Genomic DNA, 18,637 nt, shown 5'->3' on the forward strand with positions numbered 1-18,637 from the left:
GGGGCTCACCTCTTACCATTCCGAACAGAGAAGTTAAGCCCATTTGCGCCGATGGTACTACATTTGTGGGAGAGTAGGTCGTTGCCTTTTTCAATCCCGATTCTAATTTAGAGTCGGGATTTTTTTTGCCCTTTTTTAAATCCTTTTATATGATTTTAGAACCTATTGCTAAATAGTATCTTCTGGATACCGTATTATAGCCTTATTATTTATTTAAATTTCATTGTGTCTTACTAGGACGTGTCGTAAATTATTTAGCCTTCTATTTGATTTAAATAATTCATTTTCTCAATTAAATCTCCAGTAATTGCAATAACAGCGGGTTTAGGGGTATTGCTCCCATCGAAAGGCCAAGTACTAGTAGGGTTGTCAATATCTTTTGTTTGTTCGCCTGGATGTTGTACACTTAAAAATAAAGTTTTCCCATCTGGTGAAAACCAAGGCCCTGTTAATTCTGCGTCTTTTGGTGCAGATGCCACTCTTATAACCTTACCTGCATCTTTTCCGTATCTAGGAATTACAAACAAACTATTGTTCTTGTATGGCATGTAAGGGCTTCCTTTTTTATTCATTTTACTCCCAGACATGTCTGAAGTTAACCATAAGTTACCAGATAAATCAAAAGCTAAATTATCTGGACATGAAAATCCATTTTCTTCACCTCCAGCTTTGTAAGTTGATGCTTTAAAGTTTAAAGCATCAAATGCTCCATTTTTCTCTTTAATTTTTAAAATAGAACCGTGATAATCTCCTTTTTTTGTGTTATTTGTTAATGAGACTAATATATGACCAGTTATAGGATCTATTTCGATATCTTCTGGTCGATTTAGTTCTGTAGCTCCTAATAATTTGGCAGCTTCTCGGGTTCTTATTAATACTTCGGTTTGATTTTTAAATTTAGATTTTAATAAGGGGTTATTTTCCCAGTCTAGAGCTAACCACTTCCCGTTTATAGTATCTGCAACATATAATGTACCTTCTTTTAAAGAATTAGGTTTTGAGGATATAAATTTATATAAATGTTCGTTATTAGCATCGTCGCCTGAGTAAGCAACAACGCGTTTGTCGTTTAGTTGATATAATGTACAACACTCATGAGCAAAGCGGCCTAAAGCAACATGTTTTTGAGTATTTCCGTTTTTTGGGTTTACTTCAACAACCCAACCATAATGTTCTGGCGGATAATTGTAAAAATTATCCCAATTGTATTGTGTACTTTTTACATGGCTAGGATTATTTTCTTTATCATAAATGGTTTCACCATAGAAGCCATCATAATTTTCTTCGCAGGTTAAAAAGGTGTGCCATGGTGTAATGCCTCCAGAGCAATTTGCAAGTGTTCCAATTGCAGTAGTTTTTTCTTTTATAGGTGTATCCCAATTAAGTTTAATTGGGGTTTTGGCTGTAATGCGCCTGTTATGAGGATCATTTTTAACTACATTCCAAACCCCATTTTCTTCTTTAATTCGTACAATACTACCACCAACATTATACATTTCTATATCTATTTGTTTTTTAGTTCTTGTGGCATTCTTGTTTCGGTAATTATAGTCTGATACGAACAACGGGTTTATATATTCATGATTTACCCAAAGTAGTCCATCTTTTGGATTGTTTTTATCTAAAGGTATAAAGCATGTAAAATCATTATTAAAGCCAAATGTGTCAGTATTATTAATTTTATCGCCCCATTTTATTATAATGTGGTGGTTTAAACCTTCTGTAAGTATTAAATCATCTTTGCTTGAAGGTAAAATGTTTTTTAAAGTGACATTTTTTAATTGTTTTATCCGTTGGTTAGATAGTTTTTTGATTTTTACAGCAGATGCTGTGCTAGCGCAGCCTATTAAAAAAGGCGGTATAATTAATGTTCCTAAGCTTGCCTTTCCTAAAAATGAGATAAATTCTCTTCTACTGTATTCCATAAGATTTTAATTGAAATAAAATTTCTCTAAACAAAGTAAATTTGAGTAGGTATTGGTTAACATATTGTTATGTTTAGTATAAATTTTGCCTTTAATTACTGGTTGAACTGGTAATTTGTTTAAATTAACTTGTAATTCTTTTATTTTTTGATTTAAGTAATAAGACAGAACTAAATAAGGGGTGTTACCTGTTTTCCAAGTTATTTCAGATATTTTTTTATGATGATTAATTTCTTTATGTAATTTTTGTAATGCTTTAATATTAGAAAAAGATTGCCCTTTCATAGCATCTAGCACGATTTGATTATCTTTTGAAAGGACAAAATTTATTTCTTTTATAGAGTTTTTTACAACTATTTCTTTTAGATGCTTTATTGTTTTAGAATTAGGGTTAAAAGAATTACCTAACGAGGTATAGAAATAATTTTCAGATTTATATATTCTATTAATCGTTACCTCTAAAGCATCTGTGGGGCATAAAAGGAATAGTGTTTTGCGCATTATGCTATATTATCTGGATTTGTGTAAGGAAATGAAGAATGGTGTAGATTAATTTTAAGATTTCCATTTATTAATTTATAACCAAATGTATATTCTACCTTGGCTTCATTGCCTTGTAAGTCTGTAAAAAAGTAATTACCCATTGCAATAGCATGGTCTCTTTCTAAAATAAAATCTGAATTTTCAAATCGCACTTTTGTCCATGGTTGTATAGCAAAGCCTTTATCTTCATTGCAAACCCTATCATTTCCTGCTATAAAATATGACAACGCTTTAGCTTTAGTAGGTCTAAACTGTTTAATTTCGCATCTCGTTGGTTTGAATAAAGTTTTTCCTGTTTCGAAAGCATAACGATTATCAATAAAGCTACTAGTAAACGCTTCACATTCGTCTCTATTCTCTTTTAAAGAGCCAATTTTTATTACGCCATCTCCCCATAATTTTTGGGCATTCAATACTTCTTGCTTTGTTATCATTTCTTATTTGTTTTATGATTAATATTTATAATTTAAATTGAGTATGCTTTTTCAACAGGCCAACTGTCATTGTACCCGTTCTTCCATTTTAGAGTAGCTAACTCTTTATTGGTAGACAAACAAGCATCAAGGTTTGTTTTTATGAGTTCTTCATCCATATTTTGCCCAATGAATACGATTTCATTTTTTCGGTCGCCATAAGTGCTATCCCAATCGCTTTCTATTTCTTTTTGATTATTAATAAAAGCTGGGTGCTCAAACCTTTGGCTAAAAGACATGCTGGACCACCAAACGCCAGCACTATCTGCTCTTAAAGAGCCACCTGCTTGCCCCCAAATTAAGGCTTGCTCTGGTCGAGAAGCTATCCAGAATAGACCTTTGCTACGTATAATGTTATTTGGAAATTTTTGTTGAACATATGCCCAGAATCGAACAGGGTCGAATGGTTTTTTACTACGGTATACAAAGGAGCTTATACCATATTCTTCGGTTTCGGGAGTATGTTCTTTTTTATTTAATTCTTCTATCCAGCCTGCACTTTGTTCTGCTTGCTCAAAGTCGAACAGTTTTGTGTTTAATATTTCTTTTGGATTTACTTTGCTAAATGATGACTCAATAATTTTGGCAACAGGGTTTAATTTATGTATGGTTGCTTTTAAAATTGCTAAATTTTGCTGGGTAACCAGGTCTGTTTTATTTAAAACGATTACATTGGCAAATTCAATTTGATCTGTTAATAAATTTACTATTGTACGGTAGTCTCCTTCTATGTTGGTTAATGCTCTGTCTATTAAAGTTTCTGGGCTGCCAAAGTCTTTAAAAAAGTTAAAAGCATCTACAACAGTTACCATGGTGTCTACATAACTGAAGCGGGATAAATCAATATCATTTTCAGAATCAATAAACGAGAAGGTTTGTGCAACAGGAATGGGTTCGCTAATGCCTGTACTTTCAATAAGCAAATAGTCAAATCTATTTTCTTTTGCCAACCGTTCTACTTCTACCATTAAATCTTCTCGTAGTGTACAGCAAATGCAACCATTACTCATTTCTACCAGCTTTTCTTCTGTTCTAGATAGTGTGTTTTCACTTTTTACTAAATCTGCATCGACATTTATTTCGCTCATATCATTAACAATAACAGCTACTTTTAAGCCTTGTTTGTTGTGCAGAATATGGTTAAGTAAGGTTGTTTTTCCAGCACCTAAGAAGCCACTTAAAACGGTTACTGGTAGTTTTTTATTAATCATTATTAAATTTTTTGATTGCTAATTATTTTTAAAAATTCATTTCGAGCAGTTTTTTTATTAAAGCATCCACCGTATTCAAGAGTAGTTGTGTAACTATTTTTATCTTTAATTCCTCTTGAGGATACACATAAATGCTTAGCCAAAATCATAACAATTACGTTGTTGGTTTGTAATGTGTTTTGTAGGTCTTTTAGAATTTGTATAGAAAGACGTTCTTGCACTTGAGGTCTGTGCGAATAATAATCGACTAGTCTATTAATTTTAGACAATCCAATTACTTTTTTGCTAGGTATGTAGCCAATGTGTGCGTATCCTGTAATGGGTAAAAAATGATGCTCGCATGCAGAATCTATATTAATATATTGTTCTACTAATATTTTTTTATACTTATATTTATTTTTGAAAGTAGAAAGTTTAGGCTTGTTTTTGGGGTTTAAGCCATAAAATAATTCTTTTACATACATTTTAGCAAAACGATAGGGTGTGCCCGATAAACTATCATCTGTTAAATCTAAACCCAATTCTTCCATTATTTTTTTAAAATGGTATTGTATGTTTTTTATTTTTTCATCATCAGACTTCTTAAATGCATCAGCTAGCATAGGGGTTTCTATGCTTGTAGTTATATGATTATTGCCTATTATTTCAATTTGCTCTTTATTCATTTTTAACACAACAATTTTTGGTTTTACATTGGCAGTATTTTAAGTTATATAGGTGTAAACCAGTTAATAAAATTGCCGATGCGTATGTGTAATATTCAGGTAGCTCAAAAAAGGCTATTTTCTCATTTAGTATAATTATCACTAATAATGTCCAACTAGCCCATAGTGCAGCTGCTATTATTTTATTGGATGATTTTTGAGTTGATAGGTATATAGCTATAAACGATATTGCCAAAAATAAATAGTCTAAACTTTGCCACCATATTGGTGAATTTGCACAACCATCATTTATAGAACATGCTTGAGCAATAAATATAAATGGTGTAGCAAGGCAATGTATTAAGCAAAGTGTACTTGCTAAGGCACCAAAGAAGTCTGGTTTGTTTAATGCTAATTTCATTTGACAATTTACTTAATGCAACTTAGTTGCAAATATAATTATTATATTTGTTATTGCAACTTGGTTCAATTTTAAATTTATTATTATGGGTATTGTAAGGCAAACAGCATCAGTAAAGTTGTTGTTAAACGAATTTGAGGAAACATCAAATGCTATCTCTGTTATTGAGCTTATAAAACGGTTAGATTCTAAAATAAATAAAACTACTATTTATCGTGTTTTAGATAAACTTAAAGATGATGGCACTTTACATTCTTTTTTAGATAAGACAGGTATTACATGGTACGCTAAATGTAATGGGTGTTCAAAGACTAAACATATTGATACACATCCGCATTTTCAATGTACAGATTGTGGCAAAATTGAATGTTTATCTGTAGAGTTAAACATTCCTAAAATACCTAATAGAGAAGTAACAGCTTCACAAATATTAATTGAAGGGAAGTGTGAAGCTTGCTATGAATAAATTTTATGATAATAAATAAGGTAGATCTAGATTATTTTTATTAATAAATAATATTGAATAGAATCAAGATTAAATATTTTAAAGCAAAAAACCTGCAATTTCTTGTTTAAAGAATTACAGGTTTTTTAAGTGGTACCTCCAGGAATCGAACCAGGGACACAAGGATTTTCAGTCCTTTGCTCTACCAACTGAGCTAAGGTACCTCGCCAAAGCGGTTGCAAATATATATTCAATTTTGTAATTCGCCAAGAGAAATTTATAAAATTTTACACTAAATATTTTAAATAGGTGTTAATTTTAAAATAACTTATTTAAAATTAATAATATAGCTTATATGTAAGATGGTTTAAAAAAAGATATTTTGTAGTTTTATACCTTTTTTAGAATTATGAATTTAATAATAGACGTAGGAAACTCTTTTGTAAAACTTGCTGTTTTTAAAAATAATGAGTTGTGTTATAAAAAATCTGTTAAAATAGATGAAGTTATAAATGGAATAAAAGATATTAATAAAAAAAATACTATACATAAAGCTATCATATCTTCTGTAGGGCGACTTAAAAAGAAAGAAATAAAAGAAATAGAAGGCTTGTTTAATACAACAATATTAAATGCTAATACAAACATACCTTTTAAAAACCTTTATAAAACACCAAAAACCTTAGGTGTCGACAGAATTGCTTTAGTATGTGCTTCTATAAGAGAATTTTCAAGTAAAAATGTACTTATTATTGACGCTGGTACATGCATAACCTACGACTTTATAAATAATAAAAACGAATATTTAGGAGGCGCCATTTCACCAGGAATTCGTACTCGCTACAAATCTCTAAATAATTTAACAGCTAATTTACCGTTATTAAATACAACAATGCCTAAAAATATTATAGGAGATTCAACAAATGAGTCTATTCACTCTGGGGTAGTTTTTGGTGTTTTAAACGAAATAGAGGGCATTATACAATCATATAAACTTAAATATTCAGATTTAACAGTAATTTTAACAGGCGGAGATACTAAATTCTTGTCAAAACAATTAAAAAGTAGCATATTTGCCAATCCTAATTTTCTATTAGAGGGATTAAACTTTATTTTACAATTTAACTCAAACGAATGATAAAAAAACTTGTATTAGTTTTTATTGCAACAATTGCGATTTACGGTTATGGACAACAAGGAACAACTTCTCCTTATTCTTTTTATGGTATTGGAAGTTTAAAATTTAAAGGTACTGTAGAGAACCGTAGTATGGGAGGTTTGAGTATCTATAACGATAGTATTCATGTTAATTTAAGAAACCCAGCATCGTACGCAGGTGAAAACCTAGAAATATGGGGCAAAGAAAGCAGACCTGTTAAATTTGCTGTTGGAGGAAGTTATACCAGCACTAATTTAAAAAGTAACTCTGGAAACGATAAAGCATCATCATCTACATTTGATTATTTAGCTGTTAGTATTCCTATTGGTAAAGTTGGCTTTGGTTTTGGGTTAATGCCTTACACATCTGTTGGTTATAAATTAGAAACGTTAGTTTCGGATGATAGTGATAATATAGAAAACAGGTTTGAAGGAGAGGGAGGACTTAATAAAGCTTTTCTAGGTTTTGGTTATCAATTAGCTAAAGGTTTAAGTGTTGGTGTCGATTTTCAGTATAACTTCGGTAATATTCAAAACGATATAATTAACTATCAATACTCTGATGGAATTCCAATAAATTACCAATCAAAAGAAAATAATAGATCAGATTTAAGTGGTTTAAACTTAAATTTTGGGCTATCGTATAAAACGATGCTTAAAAATAAATTAGAACTCGTTTCTAGTGTAACTTACTCGCCAGAAAGTGTGTTAACATCTAAAAATGAACGTTCTATATCAACAGTAACAATAAGCTCTAGCGGGTCTGAAGGTATAAGAAATACTATTGATGGCGATTTAGAATCTTTAGGTTTAAAAGAAACCGATTTAATTTTACCTTCAAAACTTTCTTTTGGAGCAGGTATTGGAGAGCCTAGAAAATGGTTTGTAGGAGCAGAAACTACTTTTTTAAAAACCAGTAAATTCTCAAACGACCTATTTAGTAATAATACAGAAATTAAGTATGAAGACGCTTATTCTTTTGCAATAGGAGGTTTTTATATACCACAATACAATTCGTTTAGAAACTACTTAAAACGAATGGTTTACAGAGCAGGTTTTAGAACCGAAGAAACAGGATTAAATATAAATGGAGAGTCAATAAAAGAGTTTGGCATATCTTTTGGAGTAGGTATACCAGTTGGAGACGCAAGATTATTATCTAATGCAAATTTAGGTTTTGAAATTGGACAACGCGGAACAAAAAACAGCAATTTAATTCAAGAGAATTTTATTAGTTTACAATTAAGTTTATCTTTGAACGATAGATGGTTCCAGAAACGAAAGTATGATTAAACAGGACAAAATTATTATCATGAAAACAAAAATTACATTATTACTAGCTTTTTTATTTATTGGGTTTAACACAAGTTTTGCTCAACAAGATGAAGAATGTATGACAAAGCTTTCTATATTCCATGAATATACAAAAGCTAAAAACTACGATGCTGCTTACGAGCCTTGGATGGCTGTAAGAAATAAATGCCCAAAATTTAACAATGCCATATATGTTGACGGAGAAAAGATTTTAGGACATAAAATAGATAAAGCAACTGGAGCCGATAAAATTGCATATATAAACGACCTTTTAAAGTTATGGGAGCAACGTGCAGAGCATTTTGCTAGTAAAACGCCAAAAGGAAAATATGCTGCGCAAGCCGCTCAATTAATGTATGATAACAGAAAAGAGTTAAATAAAACTAATGAAGAGTTATACAATAGTTTTGATGAAGCTTATCAAGCAGATAAAAAAACTTTTACAAACCCAAAAAGTTTATATACTTACTTTTCTTTAATGGTAGATTTATATGACGCAGGTAAGAAACCAGCAGCAGATTTATTTAACAAATATGATGATGTATTTGAAAAAGTAGAAGACGAAGTAAACAGCTTTTCAGGAAAACTAAATAAACTTATAGAAAAAGAAGCTGCAGGTACAGCTTTAACAAAAAAAGAAGGTAAGTATAAAAAGTATTACGAAAGTTATTTGAAAGCTTACGATCAAATATCAGGAAGTATTGATGGTAAATTAGGAGATAGAGCAAATTGCGAAAACCTTATTCCATTATACAGAAAAGATTTTGAAGCTAATAAAGGTAACGCAGTTTGGTTGCAAAGAGCAGCAGGTAAAATGTCGCAAAAAGAATGTACAGACGACCCTCTATTTTTCGAGTTAGTAAACGCTTACCATAACATAAGCCCATCTGCAAATTCTGCTTACTATCTTGGTTTATTAAAAGATAAAGATGGCGATACAAGCGGCGCAATTTCATTCTTTGAGCAAGCTATAAGCTTAGAAACAGATAGCTTTAAAAAATCTAAATTATATTACAGAATTGCTACTAAATTAAAAGCAAGAGGTAGTTATGGTAAAGCAAGAAGTTATTATAGAGAAGCTTTAAAACTTAACCCATCTAACGGACGTCCTTATATAGCAATTGCTGCTATGTATGCAAAAAGCGCAAATAACTGTGGCGATAGCAATTTTGATAAAAGAGCCGTATATTGGTTAGCAGCTGCCGAAGCTAGAAAAGCAGCTAGAGTAGATCCTACTTTAAGCAAGGCTGCATCTCAATCGGTTGCTAATTACAATGCAAAAGCGCCACAAAAATCAGAAATATTTAGTTCTGGTAGAGCAGGACAAACTATAAAAATAGGTTGTTGGATAGGAGCATCTGTAACGGTGCCAAGCATTTAATGAAAAAAAGTATATTAAATATAACATTTAACATAGTCACAATATTTATTGTGACTATGTTTTTTTCATGTAATGATAGTTTTAAACAGGTACAAAAAATAGGTATTTCAGAAAACGAACCTATAGGGATAGATTACAACATTAATGTAAAATATACAGACTCTGGGCGTGTTTCAGCAAATTTAATAAGTACCAAAATGTTAGATTATTCTAACAGAGATTTTCCTTTTCATCAATTTACAGATGGTGTTACCTTATATATTTACGATAAGGAAAACAAAAAAAGCACGGTAGTGGCAGATAATGCTTATGTTTACACCAATACCGATTTAATTGATATGCAAGACAATGTTGTTATTACAACTTATGATAATAGGGTTTTAAAAACCGATCAATTATTTTACGATCAGAAAAAAGAATGGTTATCTACAAACAAACCAGTAAGTTTTAAAACCGATCAAGACATTATAAATGGCAATGGTTTTGATTCAAATTCAGAATTTACAAATGCCGAAGTTCTTGAGGTAACAGGTATAATTACTTTGGAAGATTAATTTTTATCAATCAAATTTAAGTATCTTTATACTCTTAAAATTCAATTTTATAAATGAAATATACTAAGATTTTTCAATACGCCTATTTGGTTTTTGCTGTACTATTTATATACGATGGTATTTCAAAATGGGGTAATGGCACCAATGGTGCTTACATTTCTTTAGGATTAGCTGCTTTAGCTATTTTTATGTATTTTTTTAGAAGAAAATTTAGTAAAAAAATTGAAAACAAAGATAACTCTTAATAAATGAGCATTTATGTAATAATCATAATTGTATCATTAATACTCTCGGCTTTTTTCTCAGGGATGGAAATAGCTTATGTATCGTCAAATAAAATTCATATAGAAATTGAAAAAAAACAAGACGGCATACTTGCTAAAGCATTAACAAAACTTACCGCTAAACCTTCAAAATTTATTACCACAATGCTTATTGGCAACAATATTGCATTAGTAATTTATGGGTTTTTTATGGGCGATTTGTTGGTTAATTGGTTTCAATCTTTATTACCTACTTCATATCCGTTTTTAGATTATTTATTAACCGATTTAAGTCTGCTAAGTCAAACCATAATATCAACATTTGTTATATTAATTACTGCAGAGTTTTTACCAAAAGTATTTTTTCAAATTTATGCTAATACACTTATAAAAGCATTAGCTATTCCGGCCTATATGTTTTATATGTTATTTACTTTTATTTCAGATTTTGTAATTTGGATTTCAGATTTTGTATTAAAAGTGTTTTTTAAAACCGAAGGCGATCAAATACAACTTGCATTTACAAAAGTAGAGTTAGGAAATTATATAAGCGAACAAATGGAATCTGTTGAAGAGCAAGATGAAGTAGATACCGAAATACAAATTTTTCAAAACGCTTTAGAATTTTCAGAAGTAAAAGCCCGCGAGGTTATGGTGCCACGTACAGAAATTATAGCTGTAGAAATTAAAGACTCAGTAAAATCGTTAAACGCCTTATTTACTGAATCTGGAAGAACTAAAATACTGGTTTATAAAGATACTATTGACGATATTGTGGGCTATGTTCATTCTTTCGAGTTATTTAAAAAAAGAAAAAGCATTAAGTCTATGCTAACCCCAGTAGAGTTTGTTCCAGAAACAGTACTTGTAAAAGACGTATTAAATATTCTAACCAAAAAACGAAGAAGTATAGCTGTTGTTTTAGATGAATATGGAGGAACTTCGGGTATAATGACTGTTGAAGATATTGTTGAAGAACTATTTGGAGAAATTGAAGACGAACATGACTCTGTCGATTTAATAGAAGAAACGCTAGATAATGATGTGTATAAATTTTCGGCAAGATTAGAAGTCGATTATATTAATGAAACCTATAAAATAAATCTTCCAGATAGCGAAAATTACGAAACACTTGGAGGCTTAATTGTAAACCATACCGAAGAGATACCTACTCAAAACGATATCGTTCAAATTAATACATTTCAATTTACAATTTTAGAAGTATCTAACACTAAAATAGACCTTGTAGAAGTTAAAGTGTTAGAGGAAGATTAAAATACAAAGTTCTACTTTTATTATTGAATAGAAAATGGTATTTTCGCGCACGATATTTTTGTCAGTTTATTACATTGGCACAAACTAAACAAGCAATTCCAACAAAGGATATTAAAAATTAAATTAACAAATGGCAGTTTTAAATAAGATAAGACAACGTTCACTATTCTTAATACTAATTATAGCATTAGCGCTATTTTCTTTTGTATTAGCAGATTTATTTAAAAATAGCGATGCATTAACATCTAAGTCGCAAAATATAGTAGCAACTATTAATGGTAAAGATCTTACTCGAGAAGATTTTATGCAAAAAGTAGAACAGCTACAAAGACAAATGGGACCAAATGCTACGAGTACTCAAGTTATGAATAGAGTTTGGGAACAAGAAGTAAGACAAGCCGTTATGGAAACTCAATTTGATGAGTTAGAGATATCTGTTGAGAAAGACCAAATGAGAGATTTACTTAAAACCTCATTGGCAACAAACCAAAACTTCTTAAACGAAGCTGGTATTTTTGATGAAAATAAAATGAACGAATACATAGCTAACTTAAAAGAAACATCGCCTGCAGGTTTCGAAAGTTGGGTGAATTACGAAAAGCAAGTTGCATCAAACGCATTAAACCAAAACTACTTTAATATGGTAAAAGCTGGTTTAACAGGAACACTTGCCGAAGGTAAATTAGATCATGAATTAGAAGGAAATAAAGTAGATATTAAATATGTTCAAGTTAATTTCTCTACAATTCCTGATAGTACAGTACAAGTATCAAAATCTGATATTACAAACTATATTAATAACCATAAAAAACAATTTGAAGTAGAAGCTTCAAGAGATATTCGTTTTGTTGAGTTTAAAGAAGTAGCTTCAATTGATGATGAAAATGCTATTAAAACAGAATTAAACACCTATGTTAATGGTCAATTAGTTGATGAAAGAGGAAGAAAAGATACTATTATTGCTTTTTCTAAAGTGAAAAACAATGAAGAGTATATAAACTCCATTGCAGGTTCAGATATAAAATTTGATAAACGTTTTGTATTTAAATCTAGCTTGCCAACCGAAGCAGCCGAAGCTATTTATAATTTAAACGAAGGTGAAGTTTATGGTCCATACAAACACGATGGAGCTTTTAAAGTAACAAAAGTAATTGCTGTTAAACAAATACCAGACTCTGCAAAGGTAAGACACATTTTAATTCCTTTTCAAGGCGCTCAAAGCGCAGCACCAGATGTAACAGCTACAGAGGCAGAAGCTAAAGTAAAAGCAGATAGCTTATTAACTATACTTAAAAGAAACCGCTCTAAATTTCCAGAATTTGTTAAAGCATTCTCATCAGATCAAGGAAGTGTTGAAAAAGGAGGACGTTACGATTGGCATCCATACAATACAATGGTTCCAGAATTTAATGATTTCGAATTTGAAGGAAAAACAGGAGATTTAGGTGTTGTTAAAACAGTATTTGGGTTTCATATTATTGAAGTTGAAGGGCAAAAAAATAAAACTAAAGCCGTTCAAGTAGGTACTATTTCAAGAAAAATTGAACCTTCAGAAGCAACTACAGATAAAGTATTTAGAGATGCTTCAAACTTTGAGATTAATGCCGGAAAAGGAGATTTTGAAGCATTAGCAAAAGAAAATAAATACACATTGCGCCCAGTAAATGGTATTAAAGTTTTAGATGAAAATATTCCTGGTGTTGGAAACCAAAGACCAATAGTACGTTGGGCTTTTGAAGAAGATGCTGAAATAGGAGATATTAAGCGTTTTAATGTAACAAATGGTTATGTAATAGCGCAGCTAGTAGCAAAACATAAAGCAGGCTTAATGTCTGCAGATGATGCAACAGCAAGAGTATTACCAATAATTAGAAAAGAGAAAAAAGCAAAATTAATAAGAGATAGAGTTTCTGTAAGTACTTTAGACGATTTAGCAACTGCAGAAAACACTAATGTAAGAACCTCTAATGGTATAAGCATGAAAAACCCAACAATATCTGGAGGCGGAAGAGAACCTCTAGTAGTAGGTGCAGCATTTGGTTTAAATGAAGGAGAAACATCTGGATTAATAGATGGAACAAATGGTGTTTATATGGTTCAGGTAACTAAGGTTACACCAGCTGTTGAGCTAGATAATTATCAAGCTGCTGCCAATAGAGTAGAACAGCAAAAAGCTGCAACTGTAAATTCAAAATTATACAATGCATTAAAAGCTGCTGCAGATATAGAAGATAATAGAGCTACTACTCAAGTGCAGTAGAGTAAAAAAAGAATAGGTATAAAAAAAAGAGCTTTAAATAAAGCTCTTTTTTTATGTTTAAAGGTTTGTGTAGTTTACAAAACCATATGCTTGTATGATATGACTGTTTTGTAGCCTTTTGTATTAAAGTAATCGTTAGGGCTGTTTTTTGATACTACCATAATAAAATCGCCTCCCCAAGCTCCTAAACTTTTTATAGCACCATTAAAGTCTGCAAAAAGTAAATCCTTAATCGGGGTTTGTTTGGTTATGTTAGCTATTATGCTTTCATGTTCGGTTATTAAATTTTGAAACACTTCAAGCAATTTACAATCAATCATTTTTAAAGTAATTGAATTTATAGAGTTAATAGCAGATGGTATATTTGCTTTGTTTTTATGGTAGTGTTTAATACCATCTCTACTGTTTTGCTTTTTATTTAAATGAACAAAATATATATGCTCTTTAAATTGAGGGTTAAAGTTGATGGTTTTTATTTCTGGTTTGTTATGGTTTAGTTTATAGGTAATAGGCGTGTTGTTTTGAGCGCAAGCAATATCGTAGCCACTACCTCCAAAAGTGTTTTCAAGTAGCTTGTAGGCATTAACGTTGGCCCATTTTGCGACATTGTTAATAAGCGTAGATGATGTACCTAAACCCCAGTTTTTTGGAAATTCTAAATGAGTTTCAACATTAAAACCACAGGAATCTTTTAAAAACTCAGGATTTAAAATTTTTGCAGTATTTAATATTTTAATTAAACGTTGTGTTATATCGTTTGTCGAGTTATCATCAAGACCAAAATTATCTTCAAACCAAATGTCCTTGGGCTCATCAAAACTTTTCCATGAGAATTTGTGTTCTTGTGAAGGTGAAACATTTAGCGATTGCCCATATTTAGTTGGAACTGCTAACGAAATAGCACCATCTAGTACAACATACTCGCCAGAAAGTAAAAGTTTTCCGTGGCTGTAAAACGTTTTATTTTTCACTTGTAACTCTTAATTTATTTATAGCTTCTACCACAGCGCTATGCGATACAGGAATACTTTTAAAATGTTCAATTAATATCCGTTTTTCTTCATTATTAGCATTAAACTGGTTTAATATATTCATTAAATGCATTTTCATGTGTCCTTGCTGGATACCTGTTGTTGTTAACGATCGTAAAGCAGCAAAATTTTGAGCTAATCCAGCAACAGCAACTATTTGCATAAGCTCTTTAGCCGATGGCTTGTGTAATAACTCTAAAGCTAATTTTACTAATGGGTGTAAGCCTGTTAAACCACCTACTGTACCTAAGGCTAACGGTATTTCTAACCAAAAAGTAAATGTTCCGTTTTCAATTTTAGCATGTGTTAAACTACTGTATTGCCCTTTTCTTGATGCATATGCATGTACGCCAGCTTCAACAGCTCTAAAGTCGTTTCCTGTAGCTAATACAACAGCATCTATACCATTCATTATACCTTTATTATGAGTAACGGCTCTATATGGTTCTACTTCTGCAATATTTACAGCTTGTATAAATTTGTTGGCAAAATCTTTTCCGGTTATTGTTTCATTTTCACTTAAATCATCAACAGGGCAGCTTACTTCTGCACGAACCAAACAATCTGGAACGTAATTAGATAAAATACTCATTATAATATCTAATTTTTTTTCTTCATTAGTAAATAAGCTAAAAGTTAATGCTTCACTTTTTAATGTCTTGGCAAATTGCTCTAAGCAAGAATTAATAAAATTGGCTCCCATGGCATCTAACGTTTCAAAAGAAGCATGTAGCTGATAGTAGTTGTCAATTTCTGTTGTTTTATCTTTTAACTCTATATCAATAATACCTCCGCCACGTTTTTGCATGTTTTTTGTAATGGTTTTGGTATCTTTAATAAGCTTAGGTTTTACTGCTATAAAAAACTGTTTTAATTTATTAAAATCGCCTTTATAATTAAAATGTACTTGCCCAATTTTAGTGGTAGAAATAACTTGGGTTTTAAAGCCTCCACGTTCTAACCAAAATTTTGCAGCTTTACTAGCAGCCGCAACAACCGAACTTTCTTCAATAGCCATAGGTATGGTGTAAAGTTTGTCGTTTATTAAAAAGTTGGGTGCTACGCCTAGCGGTAAGTAATAATTAGTTATGGTGTTTTCTATAAACTCATCATGTAATTGTTGGAGTTTGTTATTTGTATTCCAATATTGCTTTAAAATATCTTTAGCATCTTGGGCATTAGAAAAATAGGTGTCAACAATCCAATCAATTTTTTTTGATTTCGATAATTTAGAAAAGCCAGCAATAGTTTTGCTCATAGTATTCAATTTTGCAACGCAAAGATACTATTCTTGGTATGAATATTTAACACTAGGAAGCAAACCAAGTTATTTAAGTGTTAATAAATAGGGTTTTTTGCATAATTTTTAGTAAACTTGACATCATTTTATGAAATAAGTACTTTTTTAAACAAAACGTCTATAATTGACTAATTTTTTTATGCTGAAACATAGTTAATTAGATGTTTTTTAAAGTTTTAAAAACAACCAACATAATTACATGAAAAAAATAAAATTCTCCCTTTACATTTGCCTTTTTGTAACTACAATTATTTCTGCACAAACAAGTACAATTACGTTAGAAGATATATGGAAAAATGGCACTTTTAGAACAGAGCGTATGGATGCTTTACACTCTATGAAGAATGGCCAACAATACTCGGTTTTAAATTTCGATAGAGAAACGCGAAGTACTTCAATAGATATATACGATTATAAAACCTTGCAAAAGGTAAAAACATTGGTAAGCTCTGCAAATTTAGAGGCCATACCTTATTTTACTAATTATATATTTAGTAAAGACGAGCAACAAGTGATTTTAGCAACCAATGAAACAGCAATTTATAGACACTCCGTATTAGGTAACTATTATGTGTATAATGTAAATAATGCTACATTAAACTTAATATCTGAAGAGAAAATTCAAGAACCTACATTGTCTCCAGATGGACAAAAAGTAGCCTTTGTTAAAGAAAATAACCTTTATGTTAAAGATTTAAATTCTGAAACAATTACCCAAATAACAACCGATGGTGAAAAAAATAAAATTATTAATGGTATAACCGATTGGGTATACGAAGAGGAATTTGGCTTTGTACGCGCTTTTGATTGGAATGTAGATAGTAATAAAATAGCATTTATCCGTTTTGATGAAACTAATGTACCAGAATTTTCTATGGATGTTTATGGTACAGAACTTTACCAAACGCAGCAAGTGTTTAAATACCCTAAAGCTGGTGAAGCAAATTCTGAAGTATCGCTTCATATTTATAATTTAAATGAAAATAAAACCAATGCCGTTAAAGTTGATAAAGCATATCAAGACTTTTATATTCCTAGAATAAAATGGACTAACAATCCCAATGTTTTAAGTGCTCAATACATGAATAGGCACCAAAGCGAATTAGACTTATGGATGGTAAATGCAAAAACAAATACATCAAATTTAATTTTAGCAGAAAAAGATCAAGCTTATGTTGATGTAACAGATAATTTAACTTTTTTAGACGATAATAGTTTTATTTGGACAAGCGAAAAAGATGGTTACAATCATATTTATCATTACAATGAAACTGGACAATTAATTAATCAAGTAACTAAAGGAAATTGGGAGGTAACTAATTACTATGGTTACGATAAAAAAAATAATACCATATTTTACCAATCTGTAGAAAATGGCTCAATAAATAGAGATGTATATTCTATAAAACTAAACGGAAGAAATAAAAAGCGACTAACTAAAAGCGATGGCACAAATAATGCATCTTTTAGTGCCGATTTTTCATTTTTTATAAATACATTTTCTAGCGCAACAACACCTCCAGAATATACTTTAAACAGCTCCTTATCAGGGAATTTAATAAAAAGTATAAAAGATAACGATAAAGCAGCACAAAGACTTTCAGATTATGTAACATCGAAAAAAGAGTTTAGCACCATTCATGTAAATGGTAACGATTTAAACATGTGGATGATAAAACCTGCAAATTTTGATGCATCAAAAAAATATCCATTATTAATGTATCAATATTCTGGGCCTGGATCGCAGCAAGTTGCTAACCGATGGAATAGTGCTAACGATTATTGGTACCAACATTTAGCACAACAAGGCTATATAATAGCTTGTGTAGATGGAAGAGGAACAGGTTTTAAAGGAGCCAATTTTAAAAAGATAACACAAAACCAATTAGGAAAATACGAAGTAGAAGACCAAATTCAAGCCGCTAAACAGCTAGGCGAATTACCTTATATTGATGCTAGCCGAATGGGGATTTGGGGTTGGAGTTTTGGTGGTTTTATGAGTAGCAATTGCTTGTTTAAAGGTAACGATGTTTTTAAAATGGCCATTGCTGTAGCTCCAGTAAGCAGTTGGCGTTTTTACGATTCTATTTATACAGAACGTTATATGACCACGCCTCAAGAAAATGCTAGTGGTTATGACGATAATTCTCCAATAAATCATGTAGAAAAATTAAAAGGCGATTTCCTATTAGTGCATGGCTCGGGTGATGATAATGTACATTTGCAAAACACAATGCGATTAGCAGAAGCTTTAATTCAAGCCGATAAACAGTTTGATTGGGCTGTATATCCAGACAAAAACCATGGTATTTATGGAGGCAATACAAGATTGCATTTATATAAAAAAATGACTCATTTTATTCATGAAACATTGGGAGATAAAATTGAAAAAGAAAAACCAACTAAAGTTAAAGAAGAAGTAAAAATTAAAGGATAAAA

General features: G+C 30.9%; 17 protein-coding genes, 1 tRNA gene and 1 rRNA gene. 10 read left to right on the top strand and 9 right to left on the bottom strand.

Annotated features, from left to right (window positions below; translation table 11 throughout):
- Positions 1–90, top strand: a 5S ribosomal RNA gene (rrf, locus tag ACNG5D_RS12110); the annotation flags it as partial.
- Positions 91–254: 164 nt separating this feature from the next.
- Here the strand turns inward: rrf and ACNG5D_RS12115 are convergent.
- The 6 genes from ACNG5D_RS12115 to ACNG5D_RS12140 are packed head-to-tail and all read right to left on the bottom strand — an operon-like array spanning position 255 to position 5,217.
- Positions 255–1,925, bottom strand: coding sequence for a PhoX family protein (locus ACNG5D_RS12115; RefSeq protein WP_418183790.1), 1,671 nt, complete (start codon positions 1,923–1,925; stop codon positions 255–257).
- Positions 1,926–1,931: 6 nt separating this feature from the next.
- Positions 1,932–2,426 (bottom strand): hypothetical protein, encoded by a 495-nt coding sequence (locus ACNG5D_RS12120; protein ID WP_418183791.1) that lies wholly within the window; start codon positions 2,424–2,426, stop codon positions 1,932–1,934.
- Positions 2,426–2,902, bottom strand: a complete 477-nt coding sequence (locus ACNG5D_RS12125) for a hypothetical protein (protein ID WP_418183792.1) — start codon at positions 2,900–2,902, stop codon at positions 2,426–2,428. The genes ACNG5D_RS12120 and ACNG5D_RS12125 overlap by 1 nt, the downstream gene beginning before the upstream one ends.
- 32 nt (positions 2,903–2,934) lie before the next feature.
- A complete protein-coding gene (locus ACNG5D_RS12130; protein WP_418183793.1) occupies positions 2,935–4,152 on the bottom strand; it encodes a GTP-binding protein in 1,218 nt (405 codons plus the stop codon).
- 2 nt (positions 4,153–4,154) lie between these two features.
- On the bottom strand, positions 4,155–4,817 hold the full coding sequence (gene folE / locus ACNG5D_RS12135) for a GTP cyclohydrolase I FolE (RefSeq protein ID WP_418183794.1): 663 nt from the start codon (positions 4,815–4,817) through the stop codon (positions 4,155–4,157).
- Positions 4,810–5,217: a MerC domain-containing protein gene (locus ACNG5D_RS12140; protein WP_418183795.1), complete on the bottom strand. Its 408-nt coding sequence runs from the start codon at positions 5,215–5,217 to the stop codon at positions 4,810–4,812. Before ACNG5D_RS12140 ends, folE begins: the two co-directional genes overlap by 8 nt.
- Positions 5,218–5,302: 85 nt before the next feature.
- Here ACNG5D_RS12140 and ACNG5D_RS12145 point away from each other — a divergent pair, with 85 nt between their 5' ends.
- Entirely contained in the window at positions 5,303–5,683 is a 381-nt protein-coding gene (locus ACNG5D_RS12145) for a Fur family transcriptional regulator (protein WP_418183796.1), read from the top strand.
- Between the two features lie 130 nt (positions 5,684–5,813).
- Here ACNG5D_RS12145 and ACNG5D_RS12150 read toward each other — a convergent pair.
- Positions 5,814–5,886, bottom strand: a tRNA-Phe gene (locus tag ACNG5D_RS12150).
- A gap of 185 nt (positions 5,887–6,071) precedes the next feature.
- On the opposite strand from ACNG5D_RS12150, the gene ACNG5D_RS12155 reads away from it, so the two are divergent.
- From ACNG5D_RS12155 to ACNG5D_RS12185, 7 genes are all read left to right on the top strand, one after another.
- Complete coding sequence (locus ACNG5D_RS12155; RefSeq protein ID WP_418183797.1) at positions 6,072–6,800, top strand: type III pantothenate kinase; 729 nt, start codon at positions 6,072–6,074, stop codon at positions 6,798–6,800.
- Positions 6,797–8,113 carry a hypothetical protein gene (locus ACNG5D_RS12160; protein WP_418183798.1) on the top strand — a complete coding sequence of 439 codons (1,317 nt, stop codon included), beginning with the start codon at positions 6,797–6,799 and terminating at the stop codon, positions 8,111–8,113. Before ACNG5D_RS12155 ends, ACNG5D_RS12160 begins: the two co-directional genes overlap by 4 nt.
- Before the next feature lie 19 nt (positions 8,114–8,132).
- Positions 8,133–9,515, top strand: coding sequence for a tetratricopeptide repeat protein (locus ACNG5D_RS12165; RefSeq protein ID WP_418183799.1), 1,383 nt, complete (start codon positions 8,133–8,135; stop codon positions 9,513–9,515).
- Positions 9,515–10,069 (top strand): LPS export ABC transporter periplasmic protein LptC, encoded by a 555-nt coding sequence (gene lptC, locus ACNG5D_RS12170; protein ID WP_418183800.1) that lies wholly within the window; start codon positions 9,515–9,517, stop codon positions 10,067–10,069. Before ACNG5D_RS12165 ends, lptC begins: the two co-directional genes overlap by 1 nt.
- Before the next feature lie 53 nt (positions 10,070–10,122).
- On the top strand, positions 10,123–10,314 hold the full coding sequence (locus ACNG5D_RS12175; RefSeq protein ID WP_418183801.1) for a hypothetical protein: 192 nt from the start codon (positions 10,123–10,125) through the stop codon (positions 10,312–10,314).
- Positions 10,315–10,317: 3 nt separating this feature from the next.
- Positions 10,318–11,607: a hemolysin family protein gene (locus ACNG5D_RS12180; protein WP_418183802.1), complete on the top strand. Its 1,290-nt coding sequence runs from the start codon at positions 10,318–10,320 to the stop codon at positions 11,605–11,607.
- A 130-nt stretch (positions 11,608–11,737) separates the two neighbouring features.
- Positions 11,738–13,867 (top strand): peptidylprolyl isomerase, encoded by a 2,130-nt coding sequence (locus ACNG5D_RS12185; protein ID WP_418183803.1) that lies wholly within the window; start codon positions 11,738–11,740, stop codon positions 13,865–13,867.
- 74 nt (positions 13,868–13,941) lie between these two features.
- On the opposite strand, the gene ACNG5D_RS12190 is transcribed toward ACNG5D_RS12185, so the two are convergent.
- Positions 13,942–14,838 (bottom strand): GYDIA family GHMP kinase, encoded by an 897-nt coding sequence (locus ACNG5D_RS12190; protein WP_418183804.1) that lies wholly within the window; start codon positions 14,836–14,838, stop codon positions 13,942–13,944.
- Positions 14,828–16,156: a hydroxymethylglutaryl-CoA reductase, degradative gene (locus ACNG5D_RS12195; RefSeq protein ID WP_418183805.1), complete on the bottom strand. Its 1,329-nt coding sequence runs from the start codon at positions 16,154–16,156 to the stop codon at positions 14,828–14,830. The genes ACNG5D_RS12190 and ACNG5D_RS12195 overlap by 11 nt, the downstream gene beginning before the upstream one ends.
- A 241-nt stretch (positions 16,157–16,397) precedes the next feature.
- Between ACNG5D_RS12195 and ACNG5D_RS12200 the strand changes: the two genes are divergently transcribed.
- Complete coding sequence (locus ACNG5D_RS12200) at positions 16,398–18,635, top strand: S9 family peptidase (RefSeq protein ID WP_418183806.1); 2,238 nt, start codon at positions 16,398–16,400, stop codon at positions 18,633–18,635.
- The last annotated feature ends 2 nt before the right edge of the window (positions 18,636–18,637 follow it).

The organism is Algibacter ulvanivorans, from assembly GCF_048381495.1.
In the GTDB taxonomy this organism is placed as follows: Bacteria; Bacteroidota; Bacteroidia; order Flavobacteriales; family Flavobacteriaceae; genus Algibacter_B; species Algibacter_B ulvanivorans.